Here is a 19,351-nt window from a genome sequence, read left to right as displayed (position 1 = left end):
TATGCTTGAGAAAATAGTAGAGTGGGTCGGAGGCTTAATTATTGCTATAGTAAAGGCTTTTCTTAGTCCGGTGTATGCAACTTTGGATCCGCTGCCAGTTTTAGTGTTTGGAGGAGAGGGAACAGAAGGAAAGGGGACAAACTTAGATTTCTTATTTTCAGGTAATTCTTTAACCAAAGTATTAGACACAGGCATGCCTGTCATGTTCAAGCTTGTTGCTTTTTGTGTCCTTGTCAGTGTAGTTATTACGGCGGCAAAATATTCGGCAACAGCTATTAATCCTAATAATAGAACAGCATTAATAGAGTATGCGAAGGATTTAATGATCATTTCAATTTTTCTTTGGCACCTCGATTACTTCTACACACTCATATTTGAAATCAATTCTTGGATAATAATAGAGTTTAGAGACGCTGTTAATGTAGCAAGTGGGGGGAATTTTGATCCAGATAAGGGTACTAAATTTCTACAACCTGGATTTGGTGGGGCTGGACTTACCATTACTGAGCTGGGTTTGAAAGGTCATGAAAATGACTATATGTTTATTATATTTGGTTTGTTTATAGAAGCTGGTCTCATCGTCTGGGCAAACTTTTACTACTTAATGCGAGCGGTGTCACTATACGTTTTAATGTTAATTGGTCCGTTAATGGTAGGTATGTGGCTATTTCCACAAAAGAAACAACAGACATTATATTGGATACGTGAATTTATAGGAGCGGTGTTCATACAAGCAATTCATGCGATTACCTTATGGCTCATTATTTCTTTAATTGGAGCAGCAAATAGTCCGTTAATCAAATTAATTTTACTTGCTATGTTTATCCCAATAGGTGAGATTGTGAAAAGTTTTATTGGCCTTAGTACCAATGCATCAGGTGGTATTCATAGAGCAGGTACGATGATGGGTATGGGTGCTTTAGCAAGTGTGGCTGGACTGGTTAAAGGTGTTCGTGATGACTATCGTAATTCAAAAGCAAAACCTGATGATAAAGGGGATAAAGAAAAGACAAAAGAAGATGCTGATAACCCGAAAGATGCATTAGGAGCGAATTTAGGGACAGATGTTGGTACAACATCTCGTGCAGCTCGTATGTTAAAAGCTGGTCAAATTGGAAGTTCAATTGGTAAAGCGGCTGGTGGACTTGCAGGTATGACAGCAGGAGCTGGTCTTGGACCAGAAGGAATGGCAATAGGGACATTCGCTGGCAGTAAAGCGGGCGGATTTACTGGTGCAGTTACTGGAAGATCTGCTGCTGCAGTTGGCGAAGGGGCTGTAGCCTTAGGAAAACATATTGGTTCGAGTGTAAAGAAGGGTGCGGATACGTATTCAAATCTAAATGACGAATCTTATCCAGAACTAACCGATGAAGATATCGCACAGGATTTAGCTACAAAAGATTTTGAAAATTGGAAAGCGGATAATCCCGATTCTGCAGTTGCAAGTCGCTTAAAACAAGCATTCCCTAGTGCTTCCGATGCAGAGATTGCTAAAAAAGTAGCGAAAACAAACAATGATCAGATGTCTCGTTTCTCAAATCAGCGGAAACAAGATTTACAAAATATGAAGAAAACCGCTACACCATATGGAAATGCTAGAGATTTAGTTAACGCTGCAACGAATGCATTCCAAAAGGGGTATGAGGCAGACCATAAAGATACGTTTATGAGTCAGTTACCAGAAAATATGTCAGCAGAAGAGAAAGAGAAACACTGGAACGACCATCTGAACACCAAAGTACAAGGATTTAGAAACCACGCAGAACAGGCGGCAACAAAAGTGGGAGCTATGCCAGTTAATGCGAAGGATAAGCAAGGAAATAATCTGTTTGATAAATCCTATGTGAATAAAGATGCGTTTGCTTCTCGACTTGCATTAGGAAAAGTCGGAAAAGCAGTCGAGGATGTAAAAGGAGAAACGTTAGAAAGTGGCCATCAAAATATGGGACAAGTAGGTGCTCTTGTCGGTGCTTCTACTGCTGCATTTAAGAAAGCGTATAGTGCAGACCATAAGGCTGGATTTATGAAACAATTCCCGGCAGATATGCCGCAACAAGAAAAAGAAGCAGCATGGAATAAGCATTTAGATCAAAAAGTACAAGGATTTCAAAATCATGCGCAACAAGCGGCGGAATCAGCTGGTATTGTACAGCAAAAAGACGGTACAAACTATGCGAATAAAGAAGCTTTCGCTTCTCATTTATCACAACAGTTACAAAAAGATCCTGGTTTAAATGCTATGGGTGTATCTAGTGTGGCAGGCATTCAGAAGGCAGTCAACGGTGTGAAAACGCACGGTTTGACAAGTGGAACAGGAAGCCAGCAAGCAAAACAAGTAAGTAATGTTGGGAACCTGATACAAGCCTCTACAGAATCCTTTAAACAAGGCTATGCAGCAGAACAACAGGCAAGCTTTATGAAAAACTTGTCTCCAACTATGTCTCAACCACAAAAAGAGCAAGCTTGGCAGTCGCACCTGAATGAAAAAGGAAATGAATTTAAAGCAGTCGCACAACAAGCGGCAGTACAAGCGGGAGCGATGCCCGTACGGGCAAAAGATACGAGTGGTAAGAGTCTACATAATCAATCGTATATTAGTAAAGATGCCTTTACTTCGCAATTAACGAAAGGTTTACAAAGCCATGCAAGTCTTGGAACGGTGAGCCAACAAGTAGGTTCTGGAATTACTAGTGCGATTCAAGGTGTTCGTTCACATGGTGTTGCGACGGGTGGCGCAATTAATAAAGCTGTATATGCAGCGACACAAACGCAAGCGAGTATAGCACGTTCAGGAGATCTTTCCGTTGCGGAAATTGAACGTTCTTATGCAGATGCATCAACAAGTGTAGCAAATATTGCACAAAGTGCTGGTAAAATGTCTATCCCAACTTCTGCAGTGGGACGTATGACACAGCAAAGTACAAAACTTGGCATGAGTGTAATAGAAGGTGCGAAACACCTTATGCTTGCGGATCGCATTGATACGGTATCAAATGCATACTTTAGTGCTGCGAGTGTTGTACAACAATCCGGAGGGAATGCAGTACAAAGAGTGATAAGTGGGACTACTGCTGCTGTTAATACATCATTAGGTGGGAATGCAGCAGAGCGTCACTATAATGTGACAAAAGGCTTAAGTTACGCTGCAGGTGTTATTGGTGGTGCGGGCGCTTATCAAGCAACTGCACGTATGGTAAGTAAACATAATCCGTATAACAGTGCAGTTCGTACAGAAGCAAAAGAGATTCAGGAAATTCAACAGATGGTACCGACAACACCAGATCATACAGGCGCGCAATCGGTTGTAAAAGGTGCCGTACGTCTTGTGACGACAAATAATAAATCTTGGATTGAAGCAAAAGACGCTAGTGGTATGACGCAAGTTGTATCTCGTTATGGTAGTGGAGATAGCAGTATACGATCTGGACAAGTCGTATATCAGGACTTAAATATTTCAGATGGACAATTAACGCAGTATCGTAATGGTGCGAAAGCATCTCCGGCTTATATACAAGATTCAACTGGTGGAAAAATCAATATCAATCGCTCGATCAATGTAAATCCAAATCAATTAGTAGGAAACCAAAATCAAAGACCGTTACAACAGAAACCGGTATTTAATGAACCACCACTTACGGTCAATCACAAAGTAGACAATGGTCACTTCTATATGTCTGATTTAGACCAAGGTGGCTATAAGAATGTACAAATGGTTGTAGAAAGAGATCGTAGTTACATGGTTGCGACAACAACAGACGGTACAGTGTCACGTATTTCGCCATTCGGAAAAGGAGATACGCGTTTACAAGCAAACCAAAGGATAGAAAGAGCTTGTGAAGTGAAAGACAGTAGTATTAAGCCAAGAGAAGAAATCTTAGTAACACAAACACAGGAAGAAGTAGTCCGTACAGAGACGCATTTAAATTTATCAGAACATGACCCACAAAATCTGATTCCATTTGCGCCAAACCCTCGCTTAGCACAGCGAAGAGGAAGAAATTCTCAAAATGGAAAATATGGTGTGATAAGTCTATGAGTCAAAATCCTAACGATCCAAATGAACAGAAAAAAAGTAATCCTTTAAAAGATGTAGCTTCCCACTTTATTAAGAAAAAAGGGATGCAAGCGCGCGGGAAGATGGCAAAATTAGCAGGAAAAGCAGGAAGGGCGGCAGCGAAAGCTGCTGCCAAAATGCTAAAAGCAGGTATATTAAAAATTGTGGGTGCTGTTGTGGCAGCGGTTGGAGTACCTGCCGCTTTAATTATGGGAGTAATTATTGCTGTGTGTGTGATTTTAGTCTCTTTTGTACCTTTTACCGATGATGAAGGTAAGACAGAGGAACAAGTAAAAAAATATATGGAAGTTTCAATGGCATTGAATGTGGATTGGAAAGAGGTTGTCGCATTTGATATGGCGCGATACGATAATGATTTGACTGGTAAAGATCCGCACGATGCTATATCATATTTCTTGGATATCCAATATGAAGAATATACGGAAAAAGAGGTATGTGAGGCAGGACCGAATGGTCCTTGCGAAAAAAAGAAAAAGGAGATGCAAAAAACAAAATCTGAAAGTTACTCCGGACCAGATGTAAAAAAGATATTAGGAGATACAGATTTTAAGAAAAAAATAGATGAGATTAATGCGAGTGGAAGTAAAAAAGTGACAACATCTTCTCATGGGCTAGAGAAAGCGATGGAACTCGCAAAGTTTAGTAAAAGTCAAAAAGAGCGTGCGCGTGAGATATTAGAAGCCGGGATGTTAGAAGGTATGTATGGACATCTTGCTCCTACTACTGGTGGATTTATTGGTGGTATGTGTGTAGGTAATGTGAGTCCTGGCGGAGAGCCTGTTAACCTTAATGCAAAAGTTACAGGATATCTTCCTAAGATTAAAGAAATGGCAGAAAAACATGGTGTTGCTCAATATGTTGGTATTTTGGCTGCTCAAATGATGCAGGAGTCACAAGGAGAGGGAAATGACCCGATGCAAGCGGCAGAAGGGAGTCATGGAAACTTAAGTTCATATTGTGTAGGTCTAAAAGGAAGTGCCCGTATAGGGTGTATTAAAGACCCGAATATTTCCATTGAAGCAGGCGTACAAGAGTTTAAAGATGTGTTAGGAAAGGCAAATGGAGATATAGCACTTGCCTTACAGAGTTATAATTACGGTCCTGGATTTATTAGTTATGCATTAGCAAGAGGTGGATATTCAGAAGAAACAGCTATTGCGTTTTCTAGGGAGCATGCTGATGAAAATAGAGCTGGGTGCAAAGATCCAAACAATTTTAGAACTAAAGTCGGAGCGTGCTATGGGGATTATGTGCGCCCATAAGGGGGCAAGGAAAAACGGTGATTGCAAGCTGTTAGGTCAACCCTAAAAGACCTAGTATCACTTGGCTAACCTTGGAGGGAAACTGAAAGGGGACAACAGCATGCTAAGAAAGCCGTAAGTTGGCTAAACATCAAGTCAAGACTGAGCGGCAAGATATAAAGTATAGATAAGGATGAAGGCTAAACTGCTTGAATGATAGCACAAGGGAGGCCACCGTAACTAGTCTCGAAAGATGTTTATAAACGAGATTCAACAGATATCATAAAGATAGTATGAGTCATCTTATATGAATAGGGTTATCTGTTGCCCACTTCTATATGGAAGAAAAGTGTGAACGTCACATCCGACACTATACGTGCAAATTCCTTGTTTACTAAATGGGGATTGTCTAAGTTAGAATGTCTGCGAGGCTATTGAGGATAACTTCAAGATGTAACAGTCAAGAAGTATGGCTCATGAATATCTAATATGACAACGGAGCCTTCGTAGTAGTCAGAGCTAGGGAAAGCCTAGTACAGGGCGAAGGAAGGCAGTCTGTTAGCTTATTACCAAATTGGGGAGGTGCGAAAGGCACTATGCAATGTCCAAAAATAGTACTAAGCAATCTGCGAACGAAGAGTCTTAATAAGGAATATCAATATACAAGACTTTATCGTAATTTATATAACCCAGATTTCTTTTTATTAGCATACGATAATCTAAGTAAAAATGATGGCGCATTAACGATAGGAGTAGACCAAAGGTCTATTGATGGTTTTTCTATGAAGGAAGTGGAAGACTTGATAAGTGTTTTAAAAAGTAAAAGCTATCAACCATATCCATCTAGAAGAACCTATATTGAAAAGAAAAATGGCAAGAAAAGGCCATTAGGAATTCCTAGCTTTTATGATAAATTAGTCCAAGAAGTTATACGTATGATACTAGAAGCAATATATGATTCAAGCTTTTCTAGTTCATCACATGGATACCGAAAAGGAAAGGGATGCCATAGTGCGTTATTAGAGATAAAGCGCACATTTACAGGTAGTAAATGGTTTATCGAAGGAGATATTAAAGGATTTTTCGACAATATTGAACATCATACTCTAGTTACAATTCTTAAAAGAAGAATAAAGGATGAGGCGTTTATAGAGTTGATCTGGAAATTCTTACGAGCTGGATATTTAGAAGAATGGAAATTTCATAATACCTATAGTGGAGCACCTCAAGGTGGAATCATTAGTCCAATACTTTCTAATATTTATCTAAATGAATTAGATGCTTATATGAAAAAGTATCAGGATAGATTTGAATCAGGGAAAAAGCGACAAATAAATAAAGAGTATAGTAATTTACAGTATAAAGTGCGGAAGATTCAAGAGAAAATCGATACTGCCTATCTAAATGGAGAAGTAACACGAATTACGGAACTAAAAGAACAACACAAAGTTTTGAAAGGGAAGTTGTTACAAACACCTTATAATAATCCAATGGATGAAAATTATAGAAGGCTCAAATATGTAAGATATGCGGATGACTTTCTTATTGGAGTAATAGGTTCTAAAGAGGATGCAATTCTTATTAAAAATGAGATAGCTTCATTTTTGAAAGAAGAGCTAAAACTAGAATTATCTATGGAAAAGACTCTGATAACAAATGCCTTCAAGAAACACGCTAAATTTCTAGGATTTGAAATTAAAGTGTTTAAAAGTGAAGCAACACGCATTAACAGTCTTGGGAGAGCTTCTAGGGTTCTTAACGGTAAAATTCAATTAAAAATGCCACATGAGGCATGGATAAAGAAACTTCAAAAGTATCAGGCCATTAAAATGTGTGCCGATGGCACTTGGAAACCTCAGCCAAGAGGATATTTCCAACACAATGAAGATTTAGAGATTATCACGCAATATAATAGCGAAATTCGAGGGTTATACAATTACTATCGACTAGCTGAAAATGTGAGCAATCACATGCACCGCTTTGCATATTTCATGTATTATTCAATGTTGAAAACTTTTGCGTCAAAATACAGAACACGTACGAAACAAATTCGAAAGAAATACGAAAAGTACGGACAATTTACTGTACAGTATGAGACAAAGAAAGGAATGAATAAAGTTCATTTCATTGAAAGAAAGTTTCCAATGACAAGAAATTTATCACTAGAAGGAACAGACATTTTACCAAATACTCGGCATGTAATGAGTACGACTAAATTGTCAGATAGAATCAAGGCGGAAACATGTGAACTATGCAGAGCTAGCAATGTTGTGATACATATGCATCACATTAAGAGATTAAAGAATCTACGAGCAAAGTCAAATAAATCATATCTTGAACAACAAATGATAGCGAGAAATCGAAAGACTATCGCACTCTGTAAAGAGTGTCATATGAAAAGACACAAGGGCGAGATATAAAATGCAGAAGACAGATGGAGAGCCGGATACATTGAGAGATGTAAGTCCGGTTCGGGGAGGAACATTTGGAAACCTATCACAGGAATGTAATAAGGCGCTGGATGTTTACTCTACACTTACGTTTCCAAAGTTTTGAAATACTACAAAGATTTAGGTTGTGTAGCAGATGTATCTGGCGAATGGATATCTGATAAAGGTTGGAAATGGCCAACGAAAAGCGGGCGTATTACAGGTACATTTGATGAAATTCATGCTAGCAAACCGCATAATGCTGTAGATATTGGGGCCATGACCGCCGGAAAACCAGGAGACCCCGTCTGGTCGATGGAAGCTGGTATGGTTACGGATAAAACAGGAAATGTAAACAACGGTGGTTTAGGAGTCTATGTTGACCATGGAAATGGCATTGTATCTCGTTACTTACATTTGAGTAAAATCTTAGTTGCACCAGGAACTATGGTAACAAAAGGACAGATTATTGGGGAAATGGGGGGATCTAACTATGTCGGTGGTATTCTTAATATGTTTGGATACGCTGTCCATTTAGATTTCCAAATTCGTATTAATGACCAGCCAACGGATCCAATGAAATTCTTTAAGAAAAATGATGATCCAGGGTTATCATCAGGTGGTGTTCCTACAATGACAAATGCTAAACGACAAAAGGTATTAGAAGAAGCAAAAAAATGGCTTGGGCAAGGGAAAGTGAGCTATGTATCCGGTGCTAGAAATCCAGCTGCAGGTAGTGCAGATTGTTCTGGATTCACACAATATGTATTTAAAACCAGTATAGGTGTCCAGCTAGGAGATTGGACAGGTGCTCAAATTGGAAAAGGAAAACAGGTGCCAGATATCGGTCGTGCACAACTAGGAGATTTAATTTTCTATGAAAATCCGAACCATGTATCTATTTATTTAGGAAATCAGAAAATGATTCATATTGGTGATAATAAAGGTGTACAAATTACAGGTCTAAACTATACTGCTAGAGGACAACATATGACGCAAATACGTAATGTTATAGACTGATTTGGGATGTGAAGAAATGAAGAAAGTCATGAATATGTTAGCGAATCTGCCTCGTAAGTACTTAGTTATATTGGGGATTATTGTGTTAGTAGTAGGCGTTGCTACTTATAATACTATTCATCGTTACATGATGAAATCTCAAGTACAAGAGGAAGAACAAGTAAATCAAGATGAAATCGAGATGCTTGGAGATAAGCCAAAGGGATTTGATACAAAAGAAGAGGAATATATCGCAAAGACAAAAACTGTAGAGGATTTACTACGAAAAATTTCTAATAGTAGTTATGATGTACCGTACTTGTTTACAAAGGCTGGATTTGGTATTGAACCAATGAAAATGACAAGCAATGAGCGTATGCTGGCTACAGAAGCTGTTCAAAGGTATTTCCTAAATGGGGATAAGTTTTACAATGCGCGAATTACCAAAATTGACCGTGGGAAAAAAGTAGATACGTTTCATATTGAAGTTTTAATTCAACAGGTAAACTTCTTAGAACCACGACAATTTAAAGTGCAGGTAAACAAATATGCACAAATTGTAACACCAATTGCAAAAATTCCACATGGACAAGAAGAAGTACCTGTGGATTAAGAAGGAAATGAGGGTTGTGGAAGAAAAAACACAACCCTTTTATAAAAAAATAAAGAGTACCTAATTTTTTTATTTAATATTCGTAATTTTCCGATATAATAAAACCATAGTTAAATGAAATTTGCATATAAAGCTAAAACGATGTGGGTATGGAGAAATACAAATGAGAATGTTAATTGGAACAGCTGCGAATTATGTTTCTGGGTATTATATAGGACGAAATTCTGGATTATTAGGAACGTTGCTTGGCTGGGCTTTTCTGTTGGGTGGTGGCTATCTGTTAATAGAAAATTGGGATAGTATCACAGTATGGATGCATAGTTTGAATATTGTACAAGGACTAGATGGTTACGAAGACATGAGCAATGGCTTTATTTTTATCTGCTTGGTAGTAAGTGGCTTTATTCTCATCTTGTTGTCACCGATTTTCGTTATATTATTAGTAATTTGTTTCGTGTTGATGAATATTTTAGCTTGTACACTTGTGTTATTAACATCACCAAGTACATACATAAAGAAGAAAGATAAGGAGAGTGAATGGGGATGAGTACAATTCTAGTTTTAGGTGGATCAAATGGAAGAACGTTAGAGAAGTAGGCCAAAAAAAAGAGACTGCCAGGTTATTTTCCATGATGGGAAAAATCACGGAGGCGTAAAGAAAACCTTTCGAAGTGTTATAAAAAAATGTGATGTTATTGTCATTCAAAAAGGTGCATGTGGCCATGTATCTATTGATGTAGCAAAAGAGTAAGCAAAGAAGTATGATGTCCCCTTTTTATTTAATCAAGGGTTTGGGGGAACTGGTGCGCTTGAAATAGGATTAAAGCATTTGCAGGCTGCATGAGGTTTGATACATATGAATGGAATAATTATCCTTAAATTAATATATAATATTAAAAAAGGTAGTGGCACGCAAGTGGTTTTTCTAGAAGAGTTTAGAGGGTACTTTGCAGTTAAGTTTTTACAACAAATTAGTTATTAGAAAACTAAGCAAATTAGTTATTTGGGAGAGATTAGTAGCTGAAATGCTAGATATCTAGCATTTCAGTGGGGTGTTTATCCATTTTCATTATGGGAGTTTTTCAACTTGCTATTAGAAGAAATAACTCCACAAAATATAGCAATAAAAATTGCGGCCCAGGTTCCCATAGACATAGAGATTCCTCCTAGTAGTAAAATGAATTACTTCTATATTTTAACATTATTAAATGTTCTGTTGTTAAAAAATTGAGATATTACACAAATGAGATTTTATAAAACTAAACAAAATCCTTATTTAAATAGAGAAGCCCTAGAGTTAAGGGGTCTAGGGCTTCAGGTCTGAGTATATCTCACACGGTATTATAAAGAGAAAAGAACGTATTGAAGATAACATATGAATGTTTCATAAACGTATCAAAAAAGTGAACAAATTTTTTATTTTATTAATTTGTAGGTTGATACAGTTCCCCAAACGAAAAGAACCAAGTAGAAAAGTCTTTGTAGTAGGCCTGCAGGTAAGGGGAAAAGAAAAACAAGCGAGATAAGGATTGTTATTACTATTAAGCTTATTAAACAGAAATATGTCCATTTTCTAGCTTTTTTAAGATTCTTAGCAAAAATAAATAGTCCTGGAAATACAGTAAGCATACCTATCCAAACTAGAATAGAATGTCCAATTAGGTTTACATCTGCAGGAATTAATCCTGAAACTATAGTGGAGACTCCTATTATAAGTATAAAAAGTGTTGCTATTTTATTAATTTTTGTTTTTTCTAGATGTTGTGAAATATATAGTACTCCAATACAAAATGTTATTCCATTAAGAATAAAGAGTAAATTCATCCAAAAGTGATTAGGGGAGCATATTTCATAAGGGGCTATTTCGTAGGTGAATTCTCCACAGGTTGTTACACCTAGATCACTCATTGCATGATGCAAATAGTTATAAGGTACTGTAGAAGTGAAAATAAAGAAAGGTTCAATTAAAAAGTATAGGCAAGTTGCAATCCAGCTAAATAAGCCAATCCTGTTTGATATATACATTAGATTCCTCCCTTGAAAAAAATATATTTCCATTATAGGTGGTTACATCATTAAAAGTAAAAAATTTCAGGTTAAGAGTCGATAACCCTGTTTAATAATATAGGGTTTTCTAGACAAATGTGTTTAGCGGAAAGGCGTAGAAAAAATGGATGGAGCAAAATTTAATAAAATCGTTAATTAAATAAAAAAAGTGGAGGGTAAATACATAAACATGAGTAATAGTAATATACATAAATTAGGTTATATCATACTTATATATTTTATAATGACTCAATTTGTTGGAATTATAGGTGTACAATTGCTAGCGAAGACGGGCTGGTATGATATTCAGGGAAACCAACAGCAAGCAATTCAACAACTTCTTGTGCATTGGGAACTAATTGGTTTTTCACTTATGCTGATAATCATTTTTCTTATATATAGAAAAGAATTAATAAATGATCCAAAGTTATCGATTAAATTATCAAGAAAATCATTCATATGGATTTTAGTTGGGATCATATTCGTATTTTTTGCGCAGGTGGTTGGTAGTGTATTAGATAAAAGTGTATTTCAGCTAACTACGCAATCAGCAAATACGTCTAATACAGTCGCTGCTGCAGCAATATCTCCTGTGGCACTTATTTCAATTGTTCTTCTTGCACCGTTAGTAGAAGAGTTTGTTTTTCGTTATGCGGCCATAAACATTTTAATGTCTAAGTTTAAGCAAACTTGGAGCATACTAATAAGCGCATTGTTCTTTTCTATCATGCATTTTGATTTTCCGTTTATATTTGGATATTTTTTAATTGGACTTGTACTTGCTGTAGTATATGTGCGTACCAATAGGTTACTAGTATCATTTGTTGTCCATGCTAGTATGAACTTAATTGTTGTTATACTCCAGATTTCTTGATGAAAAAGCAGCGGATTCGCGCAACTTACTAGTGATTTAGTTTTTTAATGTTTATGAATTTAAAATTATGGTAGACTTAATAAGACTATATTTGAAAATGTGGGTTCAAGTTGCTGTATTGACTGAATTGCACCAAAAAACCAATTCCATTACACGGGAATTGGTTTTTTGGTGTGTGTTGTTAGCATAATTATTGACGGCCTAAAGGAGATTTGTTTCTTTGTAGTTTAGTATAACTTAGATAAAAAGAAAATTCAAAAACAAAATGATGAATCTTTACATATTTTTAAATTACAACACAAAAATGTAAAGATATGGTTTATAATGAGTGGTGAAACACCCTCCTATGTTTCTAGTGATTGTATTTTTTATCTGTTTTTGGTGCGAAATCTGTTGATGGATTTTGCACTTTTTTATTTATTGTTTAATAGGTTTAATTTAATTATTTGAAAGGGGGAAATTAGTATGTTTGGGAATAAAGAAAATGAAATTAAAGAATACCTTATACAAGAAGGTTATGAGATTAAAGAATATTTAAGAAAAAATGGAGATTGGTACTATTTTAAAGTACATACTTTTTGGTCTGGAAAACATTTAGTAAAAGTAAAAGATGGAGTATTTGGTTTTAGAATAGAAAAAGCGTAAATAGAGGGATTTATTCTGTATAAGTGCACTTATACAGAATAAATCCCATAATAAAAATACTGTAACTAGCAAAATTAAAGTTTACTTTCATTTCTTTTATCTTTAACCCAATTAGTTCTATAAGGGGTCTTGCAAACAAAACGCGGATTTCGTACGCTAAGGAATTATTCGGTGTCTTTTTTTAATATATCAATTAATAAAATGAGCTATATAAATAATTTGTTATACTTCCGTGTACCCTAGCTGATATAAAGTATAAGGCAATTATTGGTTAATGAATAGCGTACATATATTAGGGAGGTACATAAGTCATGGAGTTAATAGTTTCTTCATTTGTATTAGTGGTAGTATTCTTTATTCTTTCGATAGTTTTAAGTGGTAAAGGTCAGCGAATAGCAAAAGAAGTTTTAAAAGAGCTTATTAATGGTCCTGAGGGGAAAATGTTGGTAGGTTTTTTTGGAACTTTAGCAGTTATAGGAGTAATTTTTGTCATTTGGCTTTTATTGAACTAAGCATTCCGGTTACTCAGGCTGATACAAGGTGCAAGAAAATTACTGGATAATTAAAGGTACATATATATTAGGAGGTACATAAACCATGTTAGAGTAAATTACAGCATTTTTCTTACTAATTCTCCATTCCATTGTTTATCTCTTTTCAAGTGGAGAAACAAAGCAAATAGCAAAAAAACATATAAAAGAAATTCTCAATAGTCCGGATGGAGTAATAATATTAATCGTTGCTGCGGCACTTTTAATCGGGGGGATATATTTATTATCATTATGATTTCAAATACCTTAGCTTAAATCGTATAAAGAAATTAATAGTATACATATAGTAGGGAGTTATAAATAATGATATTTATAATTGTGCTATTTTTCATATTTATAATCTCTATTATTCTTTCATTATTTTCAAAAGGTGAAACTCAGCAAGAAGCAAAAGAAGTTGTAAATGACATTGTTACCGGTCCTAATGGGAAAACACTCTTAATCGTTGCTGTGGTATTTGTAATCGGAGGGGTATTTATTGTTGGTAGTATTGTAAATAATGGCTATGAACCAAATACACATCCAAGTATACGAGACGATCGTAATCCTTTAGGATGTGCTCATTATGGTGGCGAATGGGACACTGGCGGTCTTTTTGGAGAAGCCAAATGTGTTTATAATAAAACTGATGAATCGGATAATAAATAATATACATAAAGAAAAGGCTCCCATATAAGGGTGCCTTTTCTAATAGTTTTTTAGCAGAAGCAAGCAGCTCCAACTATGATTAATAAAATAAATAATACGACTAATATGGTGACCCCTGGTAATTTGGGCTTTTATAGGTTGTTTACTTAATTATGTATGGACAATTCTCTAAATATGTTAGTTTTAAATATACTCTTAAGATAACAGAGCAAAATTGGAATTGATCAATTTTGTATTTAGAGAGGTGATAATTTATGCCAGGATATACAACTCAGGAGGATGTTATTGATTTTAAAATTTGTAATGAATGTTCACTAGCTAATACTCCATTTTATACTTATCCAGGAGTTCCTTTATTGGGAAGAATAAAACAAAGTACAGGATGTGGGGCTGCACATCCTGGAGCACTTGATTTGGAGGTTCCAAATATTAAAATAGGTACTCCTGTATATGCTGCAGAAGCAGGGTATATTAATGTGTTATCATCTGGTAATGAACCATGTGGATGTAAAAACGAGTGTAATAAGGGTAATTTAGTTTCGATAAGAAGTTTTAGTGATAAATTTATTACTCAATATGTTCATGTAACTCCGCTTCCTGGTCTTAAATTAAAGGATCAGGTATATGTAGGTCAACAAATTGGTACAGTTGATCAGTCAGGTAGTTCTTGTAATCCTCATGTTCATATGGCTAGGTATACTCCTACTGGCATTCCTACTTGTAATTGGCAATTAGGTGTAACGGCTCATACTGTTCCATCTCATCTTTATCCTTATCCTCATTTCCATCCTACTCATCCTAGCATGCCAACCAATCCAGGGGGAGTAACAGCTCATCCTTATTTGCCCCCTGCAGGGCCAGGTGGTTATCATCCTAGAGTTTATCTGATTCCTTCTCCGTATTTATATTGGTAAAGAATTTATATATGTAGTTATAATACATTTTTTGTTCTCTGCACATGGTGTAGGGATTTTTTTTATAAAGAAAGAGCACCTTTACAAGTGTTCTTAAAATAATGCTGTAATATATTCAGGGTTTTTAATTGCTATAACGATAAATGCAAATAGCAGTACCATAAAAACCAGTTGAATATATTGTCTAGTTTGATTAGGAATTATACTTCGAATCCAGTCTGAGAAAATCGCAAGTCCAACACATAACGCGATAAAAATCATTAAAATAATCCCTGCAATCTCAGGAACTCCTTGGAATGGATTAGGTATATTTATTTGGAAATCCATATTACTTTCCTTTCTAATAAAAATCATTTTATATTAATAATACATTATATCTTTTATAAAGAAAAGTCATCCCAAGGTGCCTTCCTCCGACTTGAACCACTTTAATTTTAATAATAGGGGTAGCACGCAGATTTTAACTTTTTTATACGTTAAGAAGTTTATAAAGATTTCAGATGTTTACAAAGGTATACGTTTATAAACAATCATAAAAATGCTTAGAGTAGTAAAATTAACGTTTTTTATGTCGAAATTTGTTTAGCGTATATTTTCGTTAAAATGTGGTCGGTACCCCATACAGAGAATGTTATAAAGAACCCTTCCATTTTACTAGAAGGGTTCTTCTGATGTTTTTTTGTTTTACCATCTACAATATTTAGGTGGTATGGAACCATGATATTCTACAGGTGCACTTAGATCTAATGGTGAAAAGTCTTCAGAAACTTCCATTTCGCAACTTCCGGGACTAAAAAAGTTTGCAGCTATTGTACTTTGGGTTGGATCTGTTGCATGACAATAAATATCTAAAGGTTGAAAAAGGAGTTTCCCCATATCTTTATGATGAACACGAAACCATTTATATTTTCTGCCATGCCATGGAGCGCAAGATGTACCACCAAAACCGTCTGCATCGCGATAATAAAAATCATATGGATTATGGTGGTAATATGGCGAGTAATACTGATTGTTTGGATTATAGGTATTGCTTGAATATGCCCGATAGTAGTTTGGAGTATTCGGAGGATATGGATTATACAATTAGCTCACCCTTTCATAAAATAGTTATTTAACTAAATTCATATTCATGGTATGTGTCTTTCATTTTGAACGTATAGACAAAACACTACCAGGAAGAGCCTTAATTGAGAACAATTATCGACAAAAACATTAAAATTTTATCTCTGGAGAATCTAAGGATATTTTTTCAAAAAGAAAAGACACCCAAAGGTGCCTTCTCTCGTTGTAGTAAATAAGAAGTAAGGTTTCCATTTTAATTGAAAAAAATAGAACAGGTGCTTAGATTTTATCACGATTTTTTGCTGAATGAACATGCATTATTACATATCATCATAAATTCCTCTATTTTCTATTTGATAAAGTATATTACCAAAATTTAAATGAATATTTCTAAAAATTCAAAATATTTACAAAAATCTCAAAAGTGATACATTTAAGGTGCAAGTTATAAAAACTATTTGAGGGGGATTTATTATGTTCAAGAAATTAGTAGTTGGAACATTAGCGGCTGGTATTGCATTGATTGGAGGAATTGGTGCTGCATCAGCACATTCAGAGACTTATGAACGTTGTTATAAACCGTTAGAAGACATTACATATAAAAATGGTATATACTACAAACAGGAATTTAATACCGAAAATGTATTCAGAAATGCATACACTGATAATGAAGGTATCACATGGTATTTTAAAAAATATGAAATTTCAAGGTACTGCGGAGGATATTTTGCCTATTATGAAGGTAGAAAATACTAAAAAGCCTCAATATTTGAGGCTTTTTTGTTTATTTATAATTATTTTTCATAAAGAAAAGACACCTTAAGGTGCCTTCCTCCGTCTTGGACTATCCTGTATTAATGTCGTATCTATTAATAAATTAAATTATAAAAATAATTCGTTATACTTCTATGTACCCTAGCTGATATAATGCATAAGGAAATTATTGGTTAATTAAAGGTACATAAGTAATGATAGATATAATATTCTCATTCTTCTTAGTGGTTACTTATTTCATTATTTATCTCTTTTCAAGCGGAAAAAAGAAACAACAAGCAAAAGAAAATCTAAAAGAAGTTATTACAGGTGCGGATGGTAAACTCCTATTAGTTACTGTTATGGGAATTCTAATCATGGTAATCTGGTTATATTTTTATGGTTTAGGTTTATGAATATAAACTAAAATCATATCCAAGTATACGAGATAATGGTTCACCTGGGAAGTATGCGTATTATGGTGGCGAATGGGACACAGGTGGTCTTTTTGGAGAAGCTAAATGTGTTTATAATAAAATTGATGAATCGGATAATAGGTAGTATATAAAGGTCTTATCTTTTTTATAGGAAGATAACGCTTTTTTATGCATAAAGAAAAGACACCCAAAGGTGCCTTTCTCTGACTTGAACCATTTTAAATTTAGTAACATTATTTTACGATCACAAATATATCTTTAATCATTCATATAATATTTTATCAATTTTTTCAGTTAATTGCATGTACTGATGAAAAATAGTCTATTTCTTGTAAACTCCTTTTCTCCATAACCACTCAATAGGACCATAGCGGAAATACTTACTCCAAATTTTGCTGAATATAATTTGTACAAATATAATTAAAAGCCCGAAGGTACATAGTTGCCAGTAATATACGTGTGAGACATCTTTCAAGTACAACGAAAGAATGACAAGAGTTATTATACTTTGGCTAATGTAATTCGTTAAAGCATATTTACCTACGTTCATAAAGGGCTGCAGCCACTCTCTATATTTTTTATTCTCACAAACTCTAAGTAGGGTACAAATATAGAATATGGCTAGCGTTTTCCCTCCAAATAGAATCCATAGTTGTATATCCTGAGAGTAATAGACATTCGTTTTTATAAAGTAGTAGATAATAGGATACGAGAGAAGACATGAAATACATAACGAACTCCACTGTAAAAATCTAATTTGCTGTATTAATTCTGGTACCCTTTTAAAAATATTTTTCTTGCCAGCCCATAAACCAATTAAAAATAACCCTATATATTCCGGAATTCCTATTAGTAGTTGCTGAAATTCCTGGGTCATTAGAAAGAAAAGACGTGTTTTTACTTGATGTGAATAATGTGTAAATAGATTTACCGTGTGATTGGTAGTGTTGCCTGTAAACATATATTGATAGTAGTTTGGCACTTCTAGAATAGAAGAACTTGTTCGTAAAAATACAATAATATGTAATACATAACTAACTAGTAGGAAACTAAAACCAGCTATAAAAATAAGCTTAGTAGATCGCTTATAAAAGAATAATAGAATAAATCCAGCTAAAGCATACGCATGTAAAATATCTCCGTACCATAGAAAGGTGAAGTGGAGTAAACCGAAGACTAGTAAGATACACAGTCTCCGTATAAATAGTCTATACATGGGATACCCTTTTGCTTCTGTATTTTTCATAAAGATGTAAAATCCTACTCCAAATAAGAATGCGAAAATAGTATAGAACTTTGATTGAATAAATAAATCTACTAAAAAGCGAATTACTTTATCTATACCAATATAACCCGCTTGATTAAAGGGATCTAGTCCCGTCATAGTGGGTAGATTCGCAAACAGGATACATAGTATGGCTATACCTCTTATTATGTCTAAAGAATGAATACGGGCGTTTTGTTGCATGTTAATTCTCCTTTCTTACAAAGAAAAACGAGCACTATACTAGCTAGCGCTCGAATTACGTCTTGCAAAGAATCCATCATATGTAGCAGCTGAAACGGCTCCTTCTAGACGTTCAACTTCTTCACCTCTGTTATAAGCTACAACAACTGGAGTACCTGGAATGTCGAACTCTTGAAAGGCACTTTGATTTTCTGGTGTAGAGATATCAATACGATAAATGGTTCTATCATGCTTTTTCGACATACTATTGATGTCTGGCGCAGCCTTTTTACAATAATGACAGGTTGGTTGATAGTAATACGCAATGAATTCTTCATGGGATTGTATTTTTTGCTTTAATTCATCTTTTGAAATATCTTTTATAATCTCAGGTGATACTTTTGCGTCTGCAGCATATACAATTGTTTTTTCTGGTGTTATAGTTTCTGTTTGGACTGATTCATTCTTAGTTAAAGTAAAAATCGCGATACAAGCAACGCATAAAGTTGTGATAACGGCTCCGATTTTATAGACTTTTTTCATAGTAAATTCCTCCTTGAAATAAAAAAGGACAAACCTCGCCCGAGTTAACAGGGCGTAAGGTTTGTCCTTCACGC

Annotated in this window: 16 protein-coding genes and 4 pseudogenes; 14 read left to right on the top strand and 6 right to left on the bottom strand. The window is 35.0% G+C overall.

Features of this window, described 5'->3' with window-relative positions:
• Window position 1 precedes the first annotated feature (1 nt).
• The 7 genes and pseudogenes from NST86_RS30080 (at window position 2) to NST86_RS30050 (ending at window position 10,201) form a co-directional block, all read left to right on the top strand.
• Window positions 2-4,036 (top strand): hypothetical protein, encoded by a 4,035-nt coding sequence (locus NST86_RS30080; RefSeq protein ID WP_086423445.1) that lies wholly within the window; start codon window positions 2-4, stop codon window positions 4,034-4,036.
• Window positions 4,033-5,325, top strand: a pseudogene (locus tag NST86_RS30075) (lysozyme family protein); the annotation flags it as partial. The gene NST86_RS30080 and the pseudogene NST86_RS30075, both read left to right, overlap by 4 nt.
• Before the next feature lie 587 nt (window positions 5,326-5,912).
• Complete coding sequence (locus NST86_RS30070) at window positions 5,913-7,736, top strand: reverse transcriptase/maturase family protein (RefSeq protein WP_001149933.1); 1,824 nt, start codon at window positions 5,913-5,915, stop codon at window positions 7,734-7,736.
• A 111-nt stretch (window positions 7,737-7,847) separates the two neighbouring features.
• A pseudogene (locus tag NST86_RS30065) lies at window positions 7,848-8,765 on the top strand (NlpC/P60 family protein); the annotation flags it as partial.
• A gap of 16 nt (window positions 8,766-8,781) precedes the next feature.
• Entirely contained in the window at window positions 8,782-9,357 is a 576-nt protein-coding gene (locus NST86_RS30060; protein ID WP_000757463.1) for a hypothetical protein, read from the top strand.
• Between the two features lie 163 nt (window positions 9,358-9,520).
• Complete coding sequence (locus NST86_RS30055; protein ID WP_086423443.1) at window positions 9,521-9,904, top strand: hypothetical protein; 384 nt, start codon at window positions 9,521-9,523, stop codon at window positions 9,902-9,904.
• Window positions 9,901-10,201: pseudogene (locus tag NST86_RS30050) on the top strand (DUF2325 domain-containing protein). The gene NST86_RS30055 and the pseudogene NST86_RS30050 overlap by 4 nt, the downstream one beginning before the upstream one ends.
• A 572-nt stretch (window positions 10,202-10,773) precedes the next feature.
• Here the strand turns inward: NST86_RS30050 and NST86_RS30045 are convergent.
• Complete coding sequence (locus NST86_RS30045; protein ID WP_086420060.1) at window positions 10,774-11,382, bottom strand: DUF998 domain-containing protein; 609 nt, start codon at window positions 11,380-11,382, stop codon at window positions 10,774-10,776.
• Between the two features lie 211 nt (window positions 11,383-11,593).
• Between NST86_RS30045 and NST86_RS30040 the strand changes: the two genes are divergently transcribed.
• The 4 genes from NST86_RS30040 to NST86_RS30025 all read left to right on the top strand — a co-directional run bounded on the left by NST86_RS30040 (window position 11,594) and on the right by NST86_RS30025 (window position 14,121).
• Entirely contained in the window at window positions 11,594-12,277 is a 684-nt protein-coding gene (locus NST86_RS30040) for a CPBP family intramembrane glutamic endopeptidase (RefSeq protein ID WP_097877832.1), read from the top strand.
• Window positions 12,278-12,742: 465 nt separating this feature from the next.
• Entirely contained in the window at window positions 12,743-12,922 is a 180-nt protein-coding gene (locus tag NST86_RS30035; RefSeq protein WP_000467736.1) for a hypothetical protein, read from the top strand.
• A 311-nt stretch (window positions 12,923-13,233) separates the two neighbouring features.
• Window positions 13,234-13,434, top strand: coding sequence for a hypothetical protein (locus tag NST86_RS30030; protein WP_000420484.1), 201 nt, complete (start codon window positions 13,234-13,236; stop codon window positions 13,432-13,434).
• Window positions 13,435-13,776: 342 nt separating this feature from the next.
• On the top strand, window positions 13,777-14,121 hold the full coding sequence (locus NST86_RS30025; protein ID WP_000576237.1) for a hypothetical protein: 345 nt from the start codon (window positions 13,777-13,779) through the stop codon (window positions 14,119-14,121).
• Between the two features lie 50 nt (window positions 14,122-14,171).
• On the opposite strand, the pseudogene NST86_RS30020 reads toward NST86_RS30025, so the two are convergent.
• Window positions 14,172-14,237: pseudogene (locus tag NST86_RS30020) on the bottom strand (YjcZ family sporulation protein); the annotation flags it as partial.
• Between the two features lie 138 nt (window positions 14,238-14,375).
• On the opposite strand from NST86_RS30020, the gene NST86_RS30015 reads away from it, so the two are divergent.
• Window positions 14,376-15,035, top strand: coding sequence for a M23 family metallopeptidase (locus NST86_RS30015; protein ID WP_086423464.1), 660 nt, complete (start codon window positions 14,376-14,378; stop codon window positions 15,033-15,035).
• Between the two features lie 93 nt (window positions 15,036-15,128).
• Here NST86_RS30015 and NST86_RS30010 read toward each other — a convergent pair whose 3' ends face one another.
• Window positions 15,129-15,362, bottom strand: coding sequence for a hypothetical protein (locus NST86_RS30010; protein WP_086423463.1), 234 nt, complete (start codon window positions 15,360-15,362; stop codon window positions 15,129-15,131).
• A gap of 357 nt (window positions 15,363-15,719) precedes the next feature.
• Entirely contained in the window at window positions 15,720-16,118 is a 399-nt protein-coding gene (locus NST86_RS30005; RefSeq protein WP_086423462.1) for a hypothetical protein, read from the bottom strand.
• 453 nt (window positions 16,119-16,571) lie between these two features.
• On the opposite strand from NST86_RS30005, the gene NST86_RS30000 reads away from it, so the two are divergent.
• On the top strand, window positions 16,572-16,853 hold the full coding sequence (locus NST86_RS30000; protein WP_086423461.1) for a hypothetical protein: 282 nt from the start codon (window positions 16,572-16,574) through the stop codon (window positions 16,851-16,853).
• A 212-nt stretch (window positions 16,854-17,065) separates the two neighbouring features.
• Window positions 17,066-17,266, top strand: a complete 201-nt coding sequence (locus NST86_RS29995; protein ID WP_086423460.1) for a hypothetical protein — start codon at window positions 17,066-17,068, stop codon at window positions 17,264-17,266.
• Window positions 17,267-17,609: 343 nt separating this feature from the next.
• Here NST86_RS29995 and NST86_RS29990 read toward each other — a convergent pair whose 3' ends face one another.
• Both NST86_RS29990 and NST86_RS29985 read right to left on the bottom strand, forming a co-directional pair.
• Window positions 17,610-18,755: a DUF418 domain-containing protein gene (locus NST86_RS29990; RefSeq protein WP_086423459.1), complete on the bottom strand. Its 1,146-nt coding sequence runs from the start codon at window positions 18,753-18,755 to the stop codon at window positions 17,610-17,612.
• 39 nt (window positions 18,756-18,794) lie between these two features.
• On the bottom strand, window positions 18,795-19,277 hold the full coding sequence (locus NST86_RS29985) for a thioredoxin family protein (RefSeq protein WP_000758638.1): 483 nt from the start codon (window positions 19,275-19,277) through the stop codon (window positions 18,795-18,797).
• Window positions 19,278-19,351: the final 74 nt, after the last annotated feature.

It is taken from the genome of Bacillus sp. FSL L8-0199, assembly GCF_038005705.1.
In the GTDB taxonomy this organism is placed as follows: domain Bacteria; phylum Bacillota; class Bacilli; order Bacillales; family Bacillaceae_G; genus Bacillus_A; species Bacillus_A cereus.
Note: the sequence above shows the minus strand (reverse complement) of the source record. Positions and strands in the feature narration are given on the sequence as shown.

Coding starts and splice junctions, on each gene's coding strand:
- NST86_RS30010 (WP_086423463.1), bottom strand. CDS start 15,362: ATGGATTTCCAAATAAATATACCTAATCCATTCCAAGGAGTTCCTGAG.
- NST86_RS29990 (WP_086423459.1), bottom strand. CDS start 18,755: ATGCAACAAAACGCCCGTATTCATTCTTTAGACATAATAAGAGGTATA.
- NST86_RS30035 (WP_000467736.1), top strand. CDS start 12,743: ATGTTTGGGAATAAAGAAAATGAAATTAAAGAATACCTTATACAAGAA.
- NST86_RS30015 (WP_086423464.1), top strand. CDS start 14,376: ATGCCAGGATATACAACTCAGGAGGATGTTATTGATTTTAAAATTTGT.
- NST86_RS30060 (WP_000757463.1), top strand. CDS start 8,782: ATGAAGAAAGTCATGAATATGTTAGCGAATCTGCCTCGTAAGTACTTA.
- NST86_RS29985 (WP_000758638.1), bottom strand. CDS start 19,277: ATGAAAAAAGTCTATAAAATCGGAGCCGTTATCACAACTTTATGCGTT.
- NST86_RS30045 (WP_086420060.1), bottom strand. CDS start 11,382: ATGTATATATCAAACAGGATTGGCTTATTTAGCTGGATTGCAACTTGC.
- NST86_RS30080 (WP_086423445.1), top strand. CDS start 2: ATGCTTGAGAAAATAGTAGAGTGGGTCGGAGGCTTAATTATTGCTATA.
- NST86_RS30055 (WP_086423443.1), top strand. CDS start 9,521: ATGAGAATGTTAATTGGAACAGCTGCGAATTATGTTTCTGGGTATTAT.
- NST86_RS30040 (WP_097877832.1), top strand. CDS start 11,594: ATGAGTAATAGTAATATACATAAATTAGGTTATATCATACTTATATAT.
- NST86_RS29995 (WP_086423460.1), top strand. CDS start 17,066: ATGATAGATATAATATTCTCATTCTTCTTAGTGGTTACTTATTTCATT.
- NST86_RS30030 (WP_000420484.1), top strand. CDS start 13,234: ATGGAGTTAATAGTTTCTTCATTTGTATTAGTGGTAGTATTCTTTATT.
- NST86_RS30000 (WP_086423461.1), top strand. CDS start 16,572: ATGTTCAAGAAATTAGTAGTTGGAACATTAGCGGCTGGTATTGCATTG.
- NST86_RS30025 (WP_000576237.1), top strand. CDS start 13,777: ATGATATTTATAATTGTGCTATTTTTCATATTTATAATCTCTATTATT.
- NST86_RS30070 (WP_001149933.1), top strand. CDS start 5,913: ATGCAATGTCCAAAAATAGTACTAAGCAATCTGCGAACGAAGAGTCTT.